We start from the raw sequence: 15,792 nt of genomic DNA, 5'->3' as shown, positions 1-15,792 counted from the left end.
GACGTCCCTGAACTGGACCCTAGAGATAGACCCCTTGGTGGAACTTCGTTCCCAGTGAAGGGAACGTGGTGCGCTGACCTTTCCCTCAACACGCGCTACCAGCACCCTTGCGAAAACACATTGTTATCTGCTGTCCGCCACCTACATACCCTCTATAACCAGCATTTCTAATTATTTAGTGACGTATTAAAAAGATAATACGTCATAATTAATACATTGTATTTATTATTCGTATTAAAATTTATAGATTAACTTAATTTATTCCTATCTCAGACAAATCGATAAATTCTAGTTCCATTTCTGCTTCTGCTTTTGAACGATAAAAGGTGATTTTATCATAGGGTTTCAAGTTGTTTTGCCATGATTCTATATTACTCAGAAAACCAGCTCCGTTTTCAGAGATTATAAAGCACTCTAAATCCTTATTGATATAACAAATTGGTGCGTCACTTTGTAAGTTACATGATTGTCCAATGGTTCCGATAAATCCACCTTTACTATCTTTTGCCATAATATCTACATGTGGAACCGTATAAAATACTAATTGTGGAATGCAATCGTCAAATATAAATTGAATATCATAATCGTTAGCATATCTTTGATACTCCTCATTTCTATCGTTAACACTCATAGAATAAATTGTTGTACCTGCTGATATAATCTCAGTATCTTTTGAATCTACACATATAGCTCCATTAAATTTTGTTCTATCTAGATAAATATTTCGCATCTTCAACCTCCGTCAAATCTATATATATTCATGTACCCATATTGCTTTAACGTCACATTTATCATCTATTACGTATTAACACTATTTCATCTTATCCCAACATCCATAATCAATTAAGCTACCAGCCAATTTTATGTTAAGGATTGCAGATAACAGTGACGCCGGTTCCCGAAGTGTCCGAAGGACATTTGGGCATTGGCCGGGCACCGGCCGATAGGCGACGTGGCGCTTAGCGCTACGAGCCGTGCCCTCGGGAACCGGCGTCACTGATAGGTGGGCATGGCGCGCAAGTGACATGTCCCGCCTATCGTTCCGTGAACTTACGACGTGGACATCTTTCCGAATTATTGTCCATGTCGTGAGTTCGCTGTTAGGAGACGTGTATCATCGTCCCAATGCGATAGACTAAATCTTATTGCTTGAATCTTCAGCAAAGAAATCAATGAAGCTTCTTCCAAACTGGCTCAGTTGAATTCTTTCGTCCTTTCTGATTTTGGGATTCTTGAGCTTATTCGAAACTTTCTTCGCTTTTCCCTTTTCAAGCTCATTTAGGAACTTAGAAAGCTCTAGGAGTGTCTCATATATCTCCTTTTGGTCCTTATCATATGAGGAAATCAATAATCCAGATCTTAAAAGCTTATCTTTGATAAACCTATATTCGTCATATTCCAATGACAATTCATCAAGAAACTTTTGGAAATTATTCTCAAAGTATTCAGGGGAGTTATAATCAAATTGCTTTAAGACTAATATGTCTATCTTTCTTAGACTCTTAAGTACATCAAAATATAATGCCGTATTATCAACATCCTTAGTATCGTTGATAAGATTCCTGATGCCATTAACAATATACGGAATTTTTCTTCATCTCTTTCTTCACTTACATAATCAACAATCATGTCGGAAAACTCGCTACTAAACGCAATCTTTCTTTCTTCTGATATATCATCAAACTTAAGTTTCATGTCGTTCAGCTGCACCTGAAATTCTGAAAGAAGCCTATTAATATTGCGCTCATATCGTTTCTGCTTAATATTAGATATAACTGCTGTAAATCCAGGAATTATAGCTCCTGCCGCACCTTCAAGAAATAATTCAGAAACCACCTCTACTGCTGGTTCACCATAAATTTCAATAAGTTCAAATCTATCATTCTTCTCCATAATTCCCTCCAAACATCAATTTATAAACTTGTCACTTAAGTATCAGATGGGGCATGTCTCCTAACGTTTCCGTGTTTACGGCGTCCCTGAGCCGAACCCTAGAGATAGACCGTCCTTTCGGAACTTCGTTCCCGGTGAAGGGATGAGGTGCTGGCCCTGCCCTAAAAACGTGCCCGCCCGCATCTCCCGTAAACACAGTGTTCTACGACGCGCTAGATGCAATATTTATCCTGCCTCTACTATGTCCTCAGCTTCCACCTGAACATTCATATCTGCATTTTCTTTTCTAACAATTGCTGCATTAATTTTTGATATCATTTCAGTTAATTTTATTTTTTCATCCTCAGTAATCTCTTCACAGTATTCCATATCCTGAAGCAGATTATTTTCATATAGATATTCTATCATTTCAATGTAATTGAAATCAGTTTCCACGTCTCCATGTACAGAACTTACTGTGATTGTACCATCTTCAATTTTATTAAATTTCAGTTTCATATTTATCACTCCCTAAATTTTTTCAAATTGTATTTTTTTACACGTTTTTTTATCGATGATTTGCCACCATCAGTTATTTCAGCAATGTAATCAACAATGTACTTGTTATCAATAGTTCCCTCTAACTGAGACGATCTAATACATATTTTATCTGTATTCCTGCACAAAATAACATTTTGAGCATCACCTAACATTGGAATCGTGGCATTATGCGAAACTAATATTACTTGTTTTTTTGACTTTATATTTTTAATTGCAGCTATCAAGCCATGGTTAATATAGTTGGTTGCTAAGTTATCTTCTGGTTGATCAATGATTAAAGGAGCATTATCTCCTTCGTACCCCAATATAATGTCCAATAGAACTGATGTTTTCCAACCAGCACTTAGATCATCAAAGTTTTTTCCTTCTGAAGTTACAATCCTGTAAGTTTTTTTATTCATTTTTTCAAATTCTGAGTATATTTTAGATTCAAATTCTTCATAATCATTAACCTTTGGATTCCGCTTTGAAAAACCTCTCTCGTAGAGCCTTCTTGGATGTAGTGAATGAAAATTATTTATTCTGTATTCCGTTTTTAGATATCTATTTATTACTTCTACTACTTTATCTTTACTTAATACAAAATCATTCTCGATGTATAGAACATGACCCATTGACATAACTCTCTGTGTTTCACATATGATTGAGTAATTTGCTATGGAATTCATTGTATCTTCAAAACATTTCATAGCCTCTGCGTATTCTTTTATACTTGACAGCATTCTTTCAATGTTTTGTATCTTAGATTGTTGTTCCATGCTTTCAGCAGAAAGAAACATATCTATGTCATTTTTACATTCTTGTATTAGACAACGCATTTCTTTCTCAAACTTTGATAATTCAAATGCACGCTCCAGCTTATCCTTAATGGATTGGATTTCTTCGGAGGCTTCTTCGGCAAAAGGATTTGAGCTAAGAAAATTTCCAATCAGGTCTAACTGTTTTTTATGGTCCAGATAATCCTCCTCATTGTAAGTTGAGTTACGAGCCACCTCATCATCTGGCAGTATTTTACTTGCTAAGTTTTCTTTGAGGTCTGCTTTAGTTATTAGCCTGCTGAAAGCTGGTATTCTAGACAATTTGTTTTCTTGAATTTCAATAGTTTTTACACAGTTTATTAGTGTATTCAAGTCACGCTTCAGGTTTGCGAGGCCAGTTCTCGCTTTTGCAGTTACGTTCTCATCTCCGGGGAATACACTTCTAATTATTTCAATATCGTCAATGCCATTACTTTCATTACTTTTATCAATTACTTTAATAATATAATTTTGATTAATGTAGTGAGGTCGACTTCCAGAGGGGTTAAGAATATTAATATCTTCAACACCAAACTTTGTGTAATCACATTCAGCAAAGTCATTTGAAATTTTTCTGTATAAGGAATCTACAAATAAAGTTTTACCACTTGACGAGCCTCCGATAACGACGTTCAAACCTGGAGTTAAGTCAACATCAATATCAAGAAGATCATTTTTTATGTTAACTTTCTTTATATACTCTGCCCAATCGCTCGGCTTTGTTTCAGAATAAATGAGTCTTGATGATTCTGAAAGTGACAACCTTAAACCATTGAACGTTGGCAACGCCAACATCCAAGTTGGTACAAAAGGACTTGCATCAGAAGCTTTTGCATTAGGATATTCTTTGGGATTATAGTTATCTGTACAAGTAATTAAGTTTACGAATTCATTAATTCCAAGACGTTTAAAATATCTCACCGTATTTTCTAGGCCACCATTGCTCCTTGCTGTGAATCCATCAAACTGATTGTAGTATATGCTACGTTCTAGTGTTGTATCAAAAGTAACGCCATCTGGTATTGATTTGTCAAATGTTGAATGAGATTGTCCACCATGAGGTAATAAAATAAAATCATAAATATCAAATTTTCGTATCACATCATCCAGTTTCGGCACATTTTGAGTTTCTCTTCTTATTACTTTATCAGGATATAAATCATTCAATTTTTCATTGATATCATCAATATGTATTTCAGTAATTGGATTAATATTGAAGTAAATATGACAATGATAAGCAGGCTCACTGTCATAATTCCTAATATGTAATTCTACACCCAGCAGTACATTAGAGCATTTATCTAAAAGCGCAAGATAGGCCTTTTTATTGATTGTATTGTGGTCAGTTAAAGATATTAAAATATCAGAGCCTAATGAATTTTCCTCAATTTTACTCAACAAGCAATCTATATCATATGCTTGATTTAAGGAATTAGGATTTTCAGATGTGTGTATGTGTAGATCCAAATATACTGGATTCATAATGGATTGTACCTCCTTTGAAATTTACTGTCATTTGAAGTTTGCTTTTTACATTTCTCATTTTGTCCTTCAGTGTCGTAGAACGTTCCCGTGTTTGCGACGTCCCTGAACCGGACTCTATAGGAATACCCCTCGGCGGAGTTTCGCTCCCGGTGAAGGGATGTGGTGCGCTGGCCTTTCTCAAAAAATGTGCTCCAAGCACCTATACGCAAAAACATTGTTAGCTGATGGGCTTTGGCCTACAACTCCTGAAGTAGCCGCAGAAGGATACTCCTTAATAAATGTATACGAAAAGTTTGTGATCTATCAATTTCATTTGCAATAACTCTATTTATTATATTAGATCAAATTGCCAACATTGTACCAAATATTAAGCTAGAATGTTCGATACTCTTTGTCATCAATAGCTACCTTCTTCTATTAACTGCAAAACAGTCTCCAACGCATCTATACCATGGCGATTAAAGTGGTGGGGGGTAGTCGGGAACTCATTTAAAGCGCGTCCATAACTATCAGTTAAATAGTCTATATCCCACCTTACTATAATCCCAGTGTTTGGCAAGGTAAAGTTTGCCACATATGTAGCATATGCACCGCCGATCTGCTCTCCTACAAGCGTAGCAAAGCCCATTTCTTTTGCATGGCGGGCAAACAGCGCCGCCGCAGAGTAGTTGTTTTCATTGGTTAAAAGCCATATTTCCCCATCAAAGGGATAATCAGAAATATCTTGATACCCTAACTGGCGCATATGCCGCCATTCGATATTGCTAATACTGGTATTAAACTTGACACCATAAGCCAAATCTTCTAAATCATCCTCATTAATATGTGGTAAATTATTTGCTTTTATAATTTCACTTACAGTAAGCAAATCATCAGTTTCAGCCAAATAACGTGAATACTGTGCCTCAATTTTAAGATTCTCTTCCGCTAAAGATTTTCCAAGCTTACTACCCCGATAAAAAGCATATAAAGGCATATCGGGCATTTTACTCCTGCCCGCCCAAAGTGGTTTCATAATGTACATTCTCCAAAAATCTGTTGATCCTCCACCATTGTCCCTGATATCAATAATCAAATGTTCAAATTTCTGGATATCACGGTAAAATCTTCTCAATGTATCCGATATAGTATTATGGCTGAAATTCATAAAGCTTGACATATTTAAATAAGCTATCCTGTCTTCTTCAATAATTTCTGTATTAACTATATTATGTGTGAACCCATGCGACTGCTCTGCAACCGAAGGTTCACGGCGAAAAACAAACTGAAAAAGAGCCACTTGCTCTTCAGCAAGGGTATTAAAGATGACTTCCTGTTCTTGGTAAAACATTTGGGAGGCAGAGTTAGTGAAGGCATAGTGATTATTGTGTGTATAATAAGGACTCAAAGAACTTGAAAGGACGGGTTGAAACAAATTATATCCTCTAAAATCCAGCGCAAAACTATGGACAAACCCCTCAAGATATGAGAAGAATTCATGTTGAATAATGCTCCAAAAAATATGTTCATCTAAATCAGGCATATCCTCTAAAGAAATATCCAGTTCACTTGCAAGTCCTTGAAGAGAATAAGGATAATTTTCTATCATAGCCCGTGTTTCATTCCCCAGCGCCCTTATATCCACACCTAATCTTCTTTCTGCCACTCCAAAGTATGGAAAAGTTTCTTCCATACTTTGCATCATATAATCAAAATCATATAAAAAGTCTTCTATTGTCAGCTGTTTATCGGATGCCAGCTGCTTATCGGAGTTTCCGCACCCGATAAACAACAGTATTACCGTAAATATTATAACTATAAAAGAGACTTGATGAATAAATTTTTTCATTATCATACACCTCCCTATTCATAACTTAATTATTATAATATGTTATATTATATAAAAACCCATTTAATCATTTTTAGATTGCTTCTTATGAATCCCCACATCAATTTCGCTATCGGTTTTGTAATCAAAATCTTCACTAAACAAACTATCCTCTTATTTCTATTTTCTTACATCCAATTCGATAACGGATACTAGGTCATTCACAAAACCTTTCAGCTAACAGTGACGCCGGTTCCCGAAGTGTCCGAAGGACATTTGGGCATTGGCCGGGCACCGGCCGATAGGCGACGTGGCGCTTAGCGCTACGAGCCGTGCCCTCGGGAACCGGCGTCACTGATAGGTGGGCATGGCGCGCAAGTGACATGTCCCGCCTATCGGTCCGTGTTTGCGACGTCCCTGAACCGGACCCACTTGACCATGCCCCTTGGTGGAGCACCGCTCCCGGTGAAGGGATGTGGTGCTCTGACCTTTCCTTATAAGCGTGCTTCTAGCACCTATACGCAAAAACATTGTTAGCCGAATGTAATCTAACTCAAATGTCCAAAGTACCAATTTACAATTTGAAATTATAACATATATGTGATATTATTTATATATAAACAGAGGTGATTAAATTGTATGAAGTAGAGTACTATGGTGAAAATAATAAATATCCTGTCATAGAATTTATTTCTTCTCAATCACCTAAGGAACAAGCAAAAATATTAAGAGAAATAGATTTATTATCTGAATTTGGTTTGTCATTAGGTATGCCGCATATTAAAAAACTACAAGATACTAATTTATGGGAATTACGAATTAAGCACAGTAGCAACATTTTTCGAGTTTTTTACTTTCATTTTATTGAAGGTAAGTTTATTTTACTCCATGCAATTAAGAAAACTACTAATAAAACTCCTAAAAAAGATATAAATATTGCAATCAAAAGGAAGAATAAATATTTGAAGGGAAGTGAATAAAATGAACCACCAAGAAGTTAAAAACAAGCTCCTTCAATCCCCTGAGGTAAAAAATGAGTATGATGCATTAAAAATAATTTACGATATTAAAAAAGAAATAATTCAGTTACGCTTAGATCAAGGTCTAAGTCAAAAGGATTTAGCAGAAAAAGTTGGAACTAAACAATCCGCTATATCTAGGTTAGAAAGTGGCGAATATAATCCAAGTATCGAGTTTTTAACTAAGGTTGCACATGCTCTTGGAAAAGAGCTTCATATTAACTTTCATTAGATAACAGTGGTTACCCCCACTGTTTTTCTATGGATTATTTCGGCTAACGGTTCCGTGTTTGCGACGTCCCTGAACCGACCCATAGAACCCACCCCATTGGCGGAGCTTCGCTCCCGGTGAAGGGATGTGGTGCAGTGACTTTTCCCTAAGAACGTACTAGTTGCACCTTTTGCAAACACATTGTTAGACGTCGTTGTCCTACCCACTAAAATTATTTTGCTCTTAAACCAAAAATGGTATAATATATATGTAATAACTAATGAGAAGGGGAATGATATGTATGCCTACGATATCTATGTTTTATGGAATAATAATAAGAATGTATTGTGCTCCAGGTGAACATAACCCCCCACATTTTCATGCATATTACCAAGATTATAAATCCATAATCGATATTAACTCCTGTGATATTACAGAAGGCAACTTACCAAAAAAACAGCTAAAACTTGTACTTGCCTGGGCTGAAATTCATCAAGATGAACTCTTAGCCAACTGGCAACTCGCTATGAACAGTGAATTACCATTTAAAATAGAACCTTTGAAATAGGAGGTGTCATTTATGTACTTAGCAATTAAAAGTGTTCAGCCACTTGAGAATTATCATCTACTACTAACATTCGAAAACAATGAAAAGAGAATATTTAATGTTTCTCCTTATTTAACTGATGGCATTTTCAAACAGTTGGTGGACGAAAAATTATTCAATACTGTTAAGGTTTGTTTTGATACAATATGTTGGGACAATGAAGCAGATTTATGTCCAGAATTTTTATATGAAAAAAGTGAACCTTATAACTATTCCTAAGATATCCATGAAGGATATCTTTCTTTTTTTGTCAATAGCTATACAAATGACGTCTAACGTTGTATTAACGAATTATAGTTCGTAAATACATCCTTATTTAATTGTTAAAGCGAATCCAAGTTCGTAAATATTTACTTATTGCTGTCTATTTAGTCTTTTTTTATTCTATCCAATGGACTTTGTATCTTACTAAAGTCTTTTGTACTCACATGTGTGTATATTTCTGTTGTTTTTGAGCTCGAATGCCCTAGTAGTTCTTGTATATACCTTAAATCGGTTCCTCCTTCTAATAAATGTGTTGCAAATGAGTGTCTTAATGTATGAACAGTTACACTTTTACTAATCTTAGCTTTTTCGCATGCAATGTTAAATATTTTTTGAACAGATCTCTCGGTTAAATGATTATCTTCCTTAGATCCAGGAAAAAGCCAATCTGTTGGCTTTACTACTGATACATACCTTCTAAGTTCTTCTAATGCTACTTGTGAAAGTAAAGAATATCTATCTTTTCTACCCTTACCTTGTCTTATGTGTATTAGCATTCGTTGTGAATCTATATCTTTCACTTTTAATCTTACAACTTCCCCTACTCTAAGGCCAGCTGAGTAGACTAGTAATATTATAGCTCTGTGTTTCAGATTCACTATTGAATCTATAATAGCAACTACTTCTTCCTGACTAAGTATGCCTGGTAATTTATTTTCCTTCTTAGGACGTGGTATCTCATATAATAAGTCTGACTTTAAGACAAATTTAAAAAGAAACTTAATTGAGCTTAAAGCTTGATTTACATAAGAATGACTATTTTTTCGGTTCTCTAACAGATTGAATAAGTACTCTTCAACATCTTCTCTTTTTAGGTGATAAGCATTTTTATTTGCATTAATTAGAAAATTTCTACAGTGTACTAAGTATACCTTTTTAGTTTTTTGAGTAAATCCTTTAAGTGATAACATCTCTTCATATTTTACTAGTACTTTATCATTTGAATATTTTACATCAAATAGATCCCTAAGTTGGTTTATCACATTTTCGTTATTTGGAACTATCCAATATTTATTAGATGGATCCCACCTTCGTCCATTTATAGTTTTTATTTTCTCGATGAATACTAAGTCGTAATCAAAACAAACCGCTAACTCCTTGTTATTTAATGTTAAAATATTTATCCCATAACCTATTTCCTTTCCAGTTTATTCTAATTATATAGATTCTGTAATCAACTTCATTTTCCTGCTAATTTTATACATTTTTTGTCAAAATAAAAAACCAAGATTTCATATTCGAGAATCTTGGTTTTACTCTTGTTTGTGATTGATTATTTAATAAATTCCTTAGCTTTGTCTAAAATTCTATTGGCTATGTCTAATTTTGTTGAACTTATTTCTTGTATATCACCATATTTATCCTGACTTCAGAACATAAATTAATAACAAATAATGAGTAAATGTCTAATTTTTAACATTTCTCATTATTTTTTTATTTATTAACGCTCACGACTTGTCGTGGTGTAGAATATGATGTATAATATAGTTAGAGGGTTTTTGTGGAGGTGTAGCATGTATATTAGTAAATCTAAAAGACCAAATGGTAAATATTTTATATCAATCGCTAAGGGGATTAGAGATCCCAAAACTAAGAAATCAAAAAAAATTCAGATTAAAGGTTTTGGTACTCATGATTTAGATTCTAAATCAGGTAAGGAAGCTCTTGCTCAAGCTGAAGCAGATCTAAAAGAAATGATTAGACTGGATGAAGCTTCTCAAGGATTTGAAAACTTTGAAGATTTCATTGAATCATTGTCAAAAGATAAGCTTTCTCTTAATCATAAAAACTTAGGTTATCTTCCATACCTAAAAATCTTTAACCAATTGAAATTACCTAACTTTTTTACTAAAATGGTGAAAGATTCTAAACTAGATTATTCCTTTAGTAACTTAATGTTCTATCAGGTACTTGGTAGATTATTTAATCCTTCAAGCAAGCTTGAAGTGGCTTCTAGAAAAGATGATTTCCTATATGATTTCAGTTTTGTGAATAGCGATAACATTTATTCTTCCCTAGATGTTTTTCTGGATTTAATAAACATAAATCTAAAGCACTAACAGATGGAGTTCAAATCATAAAAAACATGGAAATCCTCTTAGATACCGTTGATTCAGAGGCTAAAAAAATATTAGAATATAACATTAAAAACACTTCTGATGAATTGGAACAAAATATAGCTACCTATGATAAAAATTTTGAAATGAATGAAAATAAACTTTTCAAACATTTAAATGATCATATAGGAAAGATTATTCCAGATAGAAATATGTCATTAGCATTTTATGACTGTACAACCTATTACTTTGAGTCTTTTGATGAAGACGGATTTAGAGAAAGAGGTATGAGTAAGGATAATAAAAGAAATGAAACACAAGTTGTTATGGGCTTACTAATAGACACCAATGGGATACCTATTTCTTATAGGCTTTTTAAAGGCAACAAACATGAATTACATACCATGGAAGAAGTCATTGACGATATATTAAATAATTACACCATAAAAGAAATCATAATAGTGGCGATAGGGGCTTAAATTCAAGGGCTAACTTAGAGATGATTCGAGGTAAAGGGCTTAGTTACATTGTAGGTTCTAAGGGCAGTGCAGTTCCTAAAGATTTAAAAGAGAAGAAATTTAATTCATCTTGGAACATAACTTCTAATGCAGAAGCTAAATACAAAAGCGGATATATAACCAGTAAAAGAAAGGTGAGTCAGAATGATGAAACCTATGACGAATTAATCATAAAAAAATATTCAGATGTCTACAAAGAACGTGAGATGTTTAAACAAGAGAAAATGATTGAAAGAGCTAAAAAGAATATAAAGGATTTTACAATCAATTCAACAACTAAATCCAAAAGCAAGTATTATAAAGCAGTAGAAAACCCTAAAGAAAAAATAAACATTGAAATTGATGAGGAAATAATTAAACAAGAGCAAGAAAATTTCGGATATTTTTACATTGTTACAAATAAAGTGGATATGAACCCAGCAGATATAATGGTAGCTTATAAATCTCTATATAAAATTGAAGAATCCTTTAGAATATTAAAAACAAATTTAAAAACAAGACCAGTATATCACTTTAAAGAACGAAGAATTAGGTCGCATTTTTTAATTTGTTATTTAGCCTTAGTAATGCAAAGAATATTAGAGTATAAGTTAGCAGTGAATAAAGTTGAATTATCTACCTATGAAATAATCAATGGACTAGAAGGATTTATAATAGATGAAATTGATTACAAAGTAGACAAATTATATATAATGTCAGACAAATTACTTAATAGTAAAATAAACAAAGACATATTTAAGATTGAAAAGAATGTTCTGCTAAGTAATGAAATCCCCAATATAATTAAAAAGATGTAGTGAACGTAAAACAACAATAAAAAGTGCTGAAACTTCTATAGACAGACGATTACAGCACTTTTTCTTATGAATGATGTTCCAAAGTCAGGTTTTATACATTTTTTGTCAAAATAAAAAACCAAGATTTCATATTCGAGAATCTTGGTTTTACTCTTGTTTGTGATTGATTATTTAATAAATTCCTTAGCTTTGTCTAAAATTCTATTGGCTATGTCTAATTTTGTTGAACTTATTTCTTGTATATCACCATATTTATCAATCAGTTTAACAATATTTGTATCCGTACCGAAACCAGCATCCTTTGCCGTTACATCGTTAGCTACAATAAAGTCTAAATTTTTTCTTTCCACTTTGCATTTAGCATATTCTTCAACATTATTTGTTTCAGCTGCAAATCCAACTAAAACTTTATCTCCTTTTGTCTTACCTAGTTCTAACAATATATCTGGATTACGAACAAGTTTAATGCTCATATCCCCTTCTTGTTTCTTAATCTTTTGGTCATTAATCGTCTCTGGTCTATAGTCAGCAACTGCAGCTGACTTAATTATTATATGTTGTGTGTCCATATGGCTTTTAACTGCTTCGTACATATCTACAGCACTACATATAGGTATAACATTAGCCTTAGCAGGCGGAGTTAAATTTGAAGGTCCTGTAACTAGAGTTACATTTGCTCCCCTTTTTACAGCTGCTTCTGCAATAGCATAGCCCATTTTACCCGTAGATCTATTTGTAATAAATCTAATAGGGTCTATTCTTTCTACAGTAGGACCTGCTGTAATTAAAATATTTTTTCCTATTAAATCCTGCTCTACTCCTGTTTCGAGATCAATCAAATACTGTACTATTTCTGCTGGTTCTGCAAGTTTACCGGCGCCAACATCACCACAGGCAAGTCTTCCTGAGCCTGGATTAATAAATTCATATCCTAAGGACTTAAGTTTACTTATGTTTGCTTGTACTATCGGATTTTCATACATTTTTGTATTCATAGCAGGAGCAAAAACTATCTTTGCAGTTGATGCCATGATTGTGGTTGATAACATATCATCAGAAATACCATTTGCTACTTTACCGATAATATTTGCAGTTGCTGGGGCAACTAAAAATATATCGGCTTTCTGTGCTAAAGATATATGCTCTATATCCCAGTATCTTGGGGTTTCAAATAAGTCTGTCACAACTAAATTTCTACTTAACGCCTGAAATGCTTGAGGCTTAACAAACTCCATTGCAGATTTAGTCATAATAACATCTACATTTGCGTCTAATTTTTTCAACCTACTTACAATGTCTAAGGCTTTATAAACTGCAACCCCTCCAGTTACACCCAAGACAATGTTTTTTCCTTTAAGCATGTTCTCTCTCTCCTACTATTTTTTATCGTCTTTTATTTGTGTATAAGTTATATGGCCTTCATAAATCTCTTGTGTTGCAATAGAAACTGGCTTTTTTGAGTCTGTTTTTACTTTAGGCTTTTCATTATCAATCAATTGTCTTGCTCTTTTTGCAGTAGCAATAACTAGCGTATATCTGCTATCAATAATTTCTAATAACTCATTTATTGGTGGGTATAACATAATTTTATTCCTCCTATTATTTTTTACTTTTTTAATTATCTTCACTTTCATTTTCTTCTAAAACATCTTCAACATCTTTGACATCCTTAGTCAATCTATGTGCCACTGTTTCAGGCTGAACAGCTGATAAAATAATTTGATCACAATCTGTTACTATAACAGATCGAGTTCTTCTGCCATAGGTTGCATCAATTAACATACTTCTATCTCTAGCCTCTTGTATTATACGTTTAATTGGTGCAGATTCTGGACTTACAATAGCAACTATTCTATTAGCTGATACTATATTCCCAAAACCAATATTAATTAGCTTAATACTCATTATTATATCCCCCTATTCGATATTTTGCACCTGTTCTCTAATTTTTTCAAGTTCACTTTTCATATCTATTACAATATTTGAAATCATTAGATCACTTGCTTTTGATCCAATAGTGTTAATCTCTCTATTCATTTCCTGGATTAAAAAATCTAACTTTCTACCAACGGAATCAGCTTGTTCAAAAGACTTTCTAAATTGACTTATATGGCTATTAAATCTAACTGTTTCTTCAGTTATACTGCTTTTATCTGCAAATATTGCTACTTCCATTGCTAGCCTCGATTCACCAACCTCTACTTCGTCATCTAGTATATCCCTAATTCTTTTATTTAACTTAGTCTTATATAAATTTAACACTTCTAAACTACGGCTATCTATTTCAGCCACTGTTTTTTCCATAAATAATAATCTTTCTAATATATCCTCTTTTAGTTTGTTACCTTCATGGAGTCTCATACTATTTAAATTTTCTAGTCCATTTATTAAACCAATTTTAAATGACTCCCAGACCTCATCCTTATCTTCCTCTTTATTTTCTATAACTAATACATCAGGAAAACGAGCTATTATTGATGTGTTTATATCATCTCTAATACCTAAATCATCATGTAATTGCTTCATAGCGTTAACATATTCCCTGGCCACTAAAAGATTAGGAGTAATTCTGACTTCACTTTCACCTAATTGATTGTAATTTATAAATACATCAACTCTACCTCTTTTTACGTAGTCCTTAATCATTTGCCTAGCATTCTCTTCAAGATAAGAATATTTCTTAGGACATTTTATATTTATATCTAAATAACGATGATTAACTGACTTTAATTCAACATTAAAGAAAGTATTATTATATTGTGCTTCACCTCTTCCAAAACCAGTCATACTTTTAATCATGTCAAACACCCTTCCGATCATTTATTGTTAAATTTAGTTATTCACGTAAAAATACACACCCTTACATATTTCTTGGGCAGGACCTTCCATGTATATATCTTCGTTTCCTTCTACTGTAATAACTAATTTCCCACCATCTGTAATTACTTCTACTTCATTATCAACTAAATCTAAAAAATTTGCAACACCACAAACGCTAGTTACACCAGTACCACAAGCTAATGTGTATCCTGCTCCTCTTTCCCAGGTTTTAACTTCAATTTTATTTCTACTTATAATTTTTGCAAAGTTAACGTTAGTGTTCTCTGGAAAAATTTTGTTTTTTTCAATTATTGGACCTACTTTTTTGACTGTATCTAAATCCAATTCATCTAAAAAGATAACCGTATGGGGAACTCCCATTAAAACCGTTGAAAACTCAAACTTCACATCATCTACTTCTAAAGTTTGATTAATGCATTTATCGTCAAGACAAGCAACTGGTATTTGTTTAGGGTCAAATATCATCTTTCCCATATTCACCTTAACTTTATACGCTTTTCCATTATTTTCTTTAACTTCTACATCTAAAAGTCCAGCTAATGTTTCTATAGTTAAGTTACGCTTATCCGTAAGTTTATTATCATAAATGTATTTTGTAAAACATCTTAAACCATTACCACACATCTTTGCTTTTGATCCATCGCTATTAAAATATAACATAAAAAAATCTCCAACATTAGAGCTTTTAACCACCATCAGTCCATCTGCTCCAATACCAAAATTTCTATTACAAACAGATTGAGCTAAGTTTGGAAATAACTCATCATGAGGAAAGTCTTCATACTTAATAATTATGAAGTCATTGCCTGCCCCTTGTAGTTTTTGGAATAATATATCCATGGAAACACTCCTTAGTTTTCTTATTTAACATTATTTATATTATTTATACACATAATAAACAATTATAACAAATATTCCTATTTAATTAAATTCTTTTTATTGATATTAGCTAATTT

19 protein-coding genes are annotated in these 15,792 nt (G+C 33.2%); 7 read left to right on the top strand and 12 right to left on the bottom strand.

The window, feature by feature from the left end; all coding sequences use genetic code 11:
- Positions 1-253: 253 nt before the first annotated feature.
- The 6 genes from HZR23_RS10615 to HZR23_RS10590 form a co-directional block, all read right to left on the bottom strand.
- Entirely contained in the window at positions 254-730 is a 477-nt protein-coding gene (locus tag HZR23_RS10615) for a hypothetical protein (RefSeq protein ID WP_132849881.1), read from the bottom strand.
- A 405-nt stretch (positions 731-1,135) separates the two neighbouring features.
- Entirely contained in the window at positions 1,136-1,402 is a 267-nt protein-coding gene (locus HZR23_RS10610) for a hypothetical protein (protein WP_213050225.1), read from the bottom strand.
- Between the two features lie 92 nt (positions 1,403-1,494).
- On the bottom strand, positions 1,495-1,893 hold the full coding sequence (locus HZR23_RS10605; RefSeq protein ID WP_213050224.1) for a hypothetical protein: 399 nt from the start codon (positions 1,891-1,893) through the stop codon (positions 1,495-1,497).
- Positions 1,894-2,118: 225 nt separating this feature from the next.
- The gene (locus HZR23_RS10600) at positions 2,119-2,391 is read right to left on the bottom strand and encodes a hypothetical protein (RefSeq protein WP_132849840.1); all 273 of its coding nucleotides are present in this window, start codon (positions 2,389-2,391) and stop codon (positions 2,119-2,121) included.
- Between the two features lie 5 nt (positions 2,392-2,396).
- The gene (locus HZR23_RS10595) at positions 2,397-4,712 is read right to left on the bottom strand and encodes an ATP-binding protein (protein ID WP_132849841.1); all 2,316 of its coding nucleotides are present in this window, start codon (positions 4,710-4,712) and stop codon (positions 2,397-2,399) included.
- Between the two features lie 400 nt (positions 4,713-5,112).
- A complete protein-coding gene (locus HZR23_RS10590; RefSeq protein ID WP_165913799.1) occupies positions 5,113-6,543 on the bottom strand; it encodes a S41 family peptidase in 1,431 nt (476 codons plus the stop codon).
- Positions 6,544-7,148: 605 nt separating this feature from the next.
- Between HZR23_RS10590 and HZR23_RS10585 the strand changes: the two genes are divergently transcribed.
- The 4 genes from HZR23_RS10585 to HZR23_RS10570 all read left to right on the top strand — a co-directional run bounded on the left by HZR23_RS10585 (position 7,149) and on the right by HZR23_RS10570 (position 8,578).
- On the top strand, positions 7,149-7,502 hold the full coding sequence (locus tag HZR23_RS10585; protein ID WP_132849843.1) for a type II toxin-antitoxin system RelE/ParE family toxin: 354 nt from the start codon (positions 7,149-7,151) through the stop codon (positions 7,500-7,502).
- A gap of 1 nt (position 7,503) precedes the next feature.
- Positions 7,504-7,773 (top strand): helix-turn-helix domain-containing protein, encoded by a 270-nt coding sequence (locus tag HZR23_RS10580; protein ID WP_132849844.1) that lies wholly within the window; start codon positions 7,504-7,506, stop codon positions 7,771-7,773.
- A 280-nt stretch (positions 7,774-8,053) separates the two neighbouring features.
- Positions 8,054-8,320 (top strand): DUF4160 domain-containing protein, encoded by a 267-nt coding sequence (locus HZR23_RS10575; protein ID WP_213050223.1) that lies wholly within the window; start codon positions 8,054-8,056, stop codon positions 8,318-8,320.
- 12 nt (positions 8,321-8,332) lie between these two features.
- The gene (locus tag HZR23_RS10570) at positions 8,333-8,578 is read left to right on the top strand and encodes a DUF2442 domain-containing protein (protein WP_213050222.1); all 246 of its coding nucleotides are present in this window, start codon (positions 8,333-8,335) and stop codon (positions 8,576-8,578) included.
- 149 nt (positions 8,579-8,727) lie between these two features.
- Here the strand turns inward: HZR23_RS10570 and xerA are convergent, their stop codons facing one another.
- Positions 8,728-9,606: a site-specific tyrosine recombinase/integron integrase gene (gene xerA, locus HZR23_RS10565; RefSeq protein WP_243098311.1), complete on the bottom strand. Its 879-nt coding sequence runs from the start codon at positions 9,604-9,606 to the stop codon at positions 8,728-8,730.
- A gap of 531 nt (positions 9,607-10,137) precedes the next feature.
- On the opposite strand from xerA, the gene HZR23_RS17095 reads away from it, so the two are divergent.
- From HZR23_RS17095 to HZR23_RS17085, 3 genes are read left to right on the top strand one after another with little or no spacing between them, the layout of a single operon-like run.
- A complete protein-coding gene (locus HZR23_RS17095; RefSeq protein WP_249536671.1) occupies positions 10,138-10,683 on the top strand; it encodes a hypothetical protein in 546 nt (181 codons plus the stop codon).
- 26 nt (positions 10,684-10,709) lie between these two features.
- Entirely contained in the window at positions 10,710-11,159 is a 450-nt protein-coding gene (locus HZR23_RS17090) for an IS1634 family transposase (RefSeq protein WP_249536670.1), read from the top strand.
- Between the two features lie 20 nt (positions 11,160-11,179).
- Positions 11,180-11,995 (top strand): IS1634 family transposase, encoded by an 816-nt coding sequence (locus tag HZR23_RS17085; protein ID WP_249536669.1) that lies wholly within the window; start codon positions 11,180-11,182, stop codon positions 11,993-11,995.
- Positions 11,996-12,162: 167 nt separating this feature from the next.
- Here the strand turns inward: HZR23_RS17085 and coaBC are convergent, their stop codons facing one another.
- The 5 genes from coaBC to dapF are packed head-to-tail and all read right to left on the bottom strand — an operon-like array spanning position 12,163 to position 15,676.
- A complete protein-coding gene (coaBC, locus tag HZR23_RS10555; protein ID WP_132849329.1) occupies positions 12,163-13,356 on the bottom strand; it encodes a bifunctional phosphopantothenoylcysteine decarboxylase/phosphopantothenate--cysteine ligase CoaBC in 1,194 nt (397 codons plus the stop codon).
- A gap of 15 nt (positions 13,357-13,371) precedes the next feature.
- Positions 13,372-13,578, bottom strand: coding sequence for a DNA-directed RNA polymerase subunit omega (rpoZ, locus tag HZR23_RS10550; protein ID WP_132849330.1), 207 nt, complete (start codon positions 13,576-13,578; stop codon positions 13,372-13,374).
- 31 nt (positions 13,579-13,609) lie between these two features.
- A complete protein-coding gene (remA, locus tag HZR23_RS10545) occupies positions 13,610-13,900 on the bottom strand; it encodes an extracellular matrix/biofilm regulator RemA (protein WP_132849331.1) in 291 nt (96 codons plus the stop codon).
- 12 nt (positions 13,901-13,912) lie between these two features.
- On the bottom strand, positions 13,913-14,794 hold the full coding sequence (locus HZR23_RS10540) for a YicC/YloC family endoribonuclease (RefSeq protein WP_132849332.1): 882 nt from the start codon (positions 14,792-14,794) through the stop codon (positions 13,913-13,915).
- A 33-nt stretch (positions 14,795-14,827) separates the two neighbouring features.
- Positions 14,828-15,676 (bottom strand): diaminopimelate epimerase, encoded by an 849-nt coding sequence (gene dapF, locus HZR23_RS10535; protein ID WP_132849333.1) that lies wholly within the window; start codon positions 15,674-15,676, stop codon positions 14,828-14,830.
- Positions 15,677-15,792: the final 116 nt, after the last annotated feature.

Source organism: Serpentinicella alkaliphila, from assembly GCF_018141405.1.
Lineage (GTDB): Bacteria > Bacillota > Clostridia > Peptostreptococcales > Natronincolaceae > Serpentinicella > Serpentinicella alkaliphila.
Note: the sequence above shows the minus strand (reverse complement) of the source record. Positions and strands in the feature narration are given on the sequence as shown.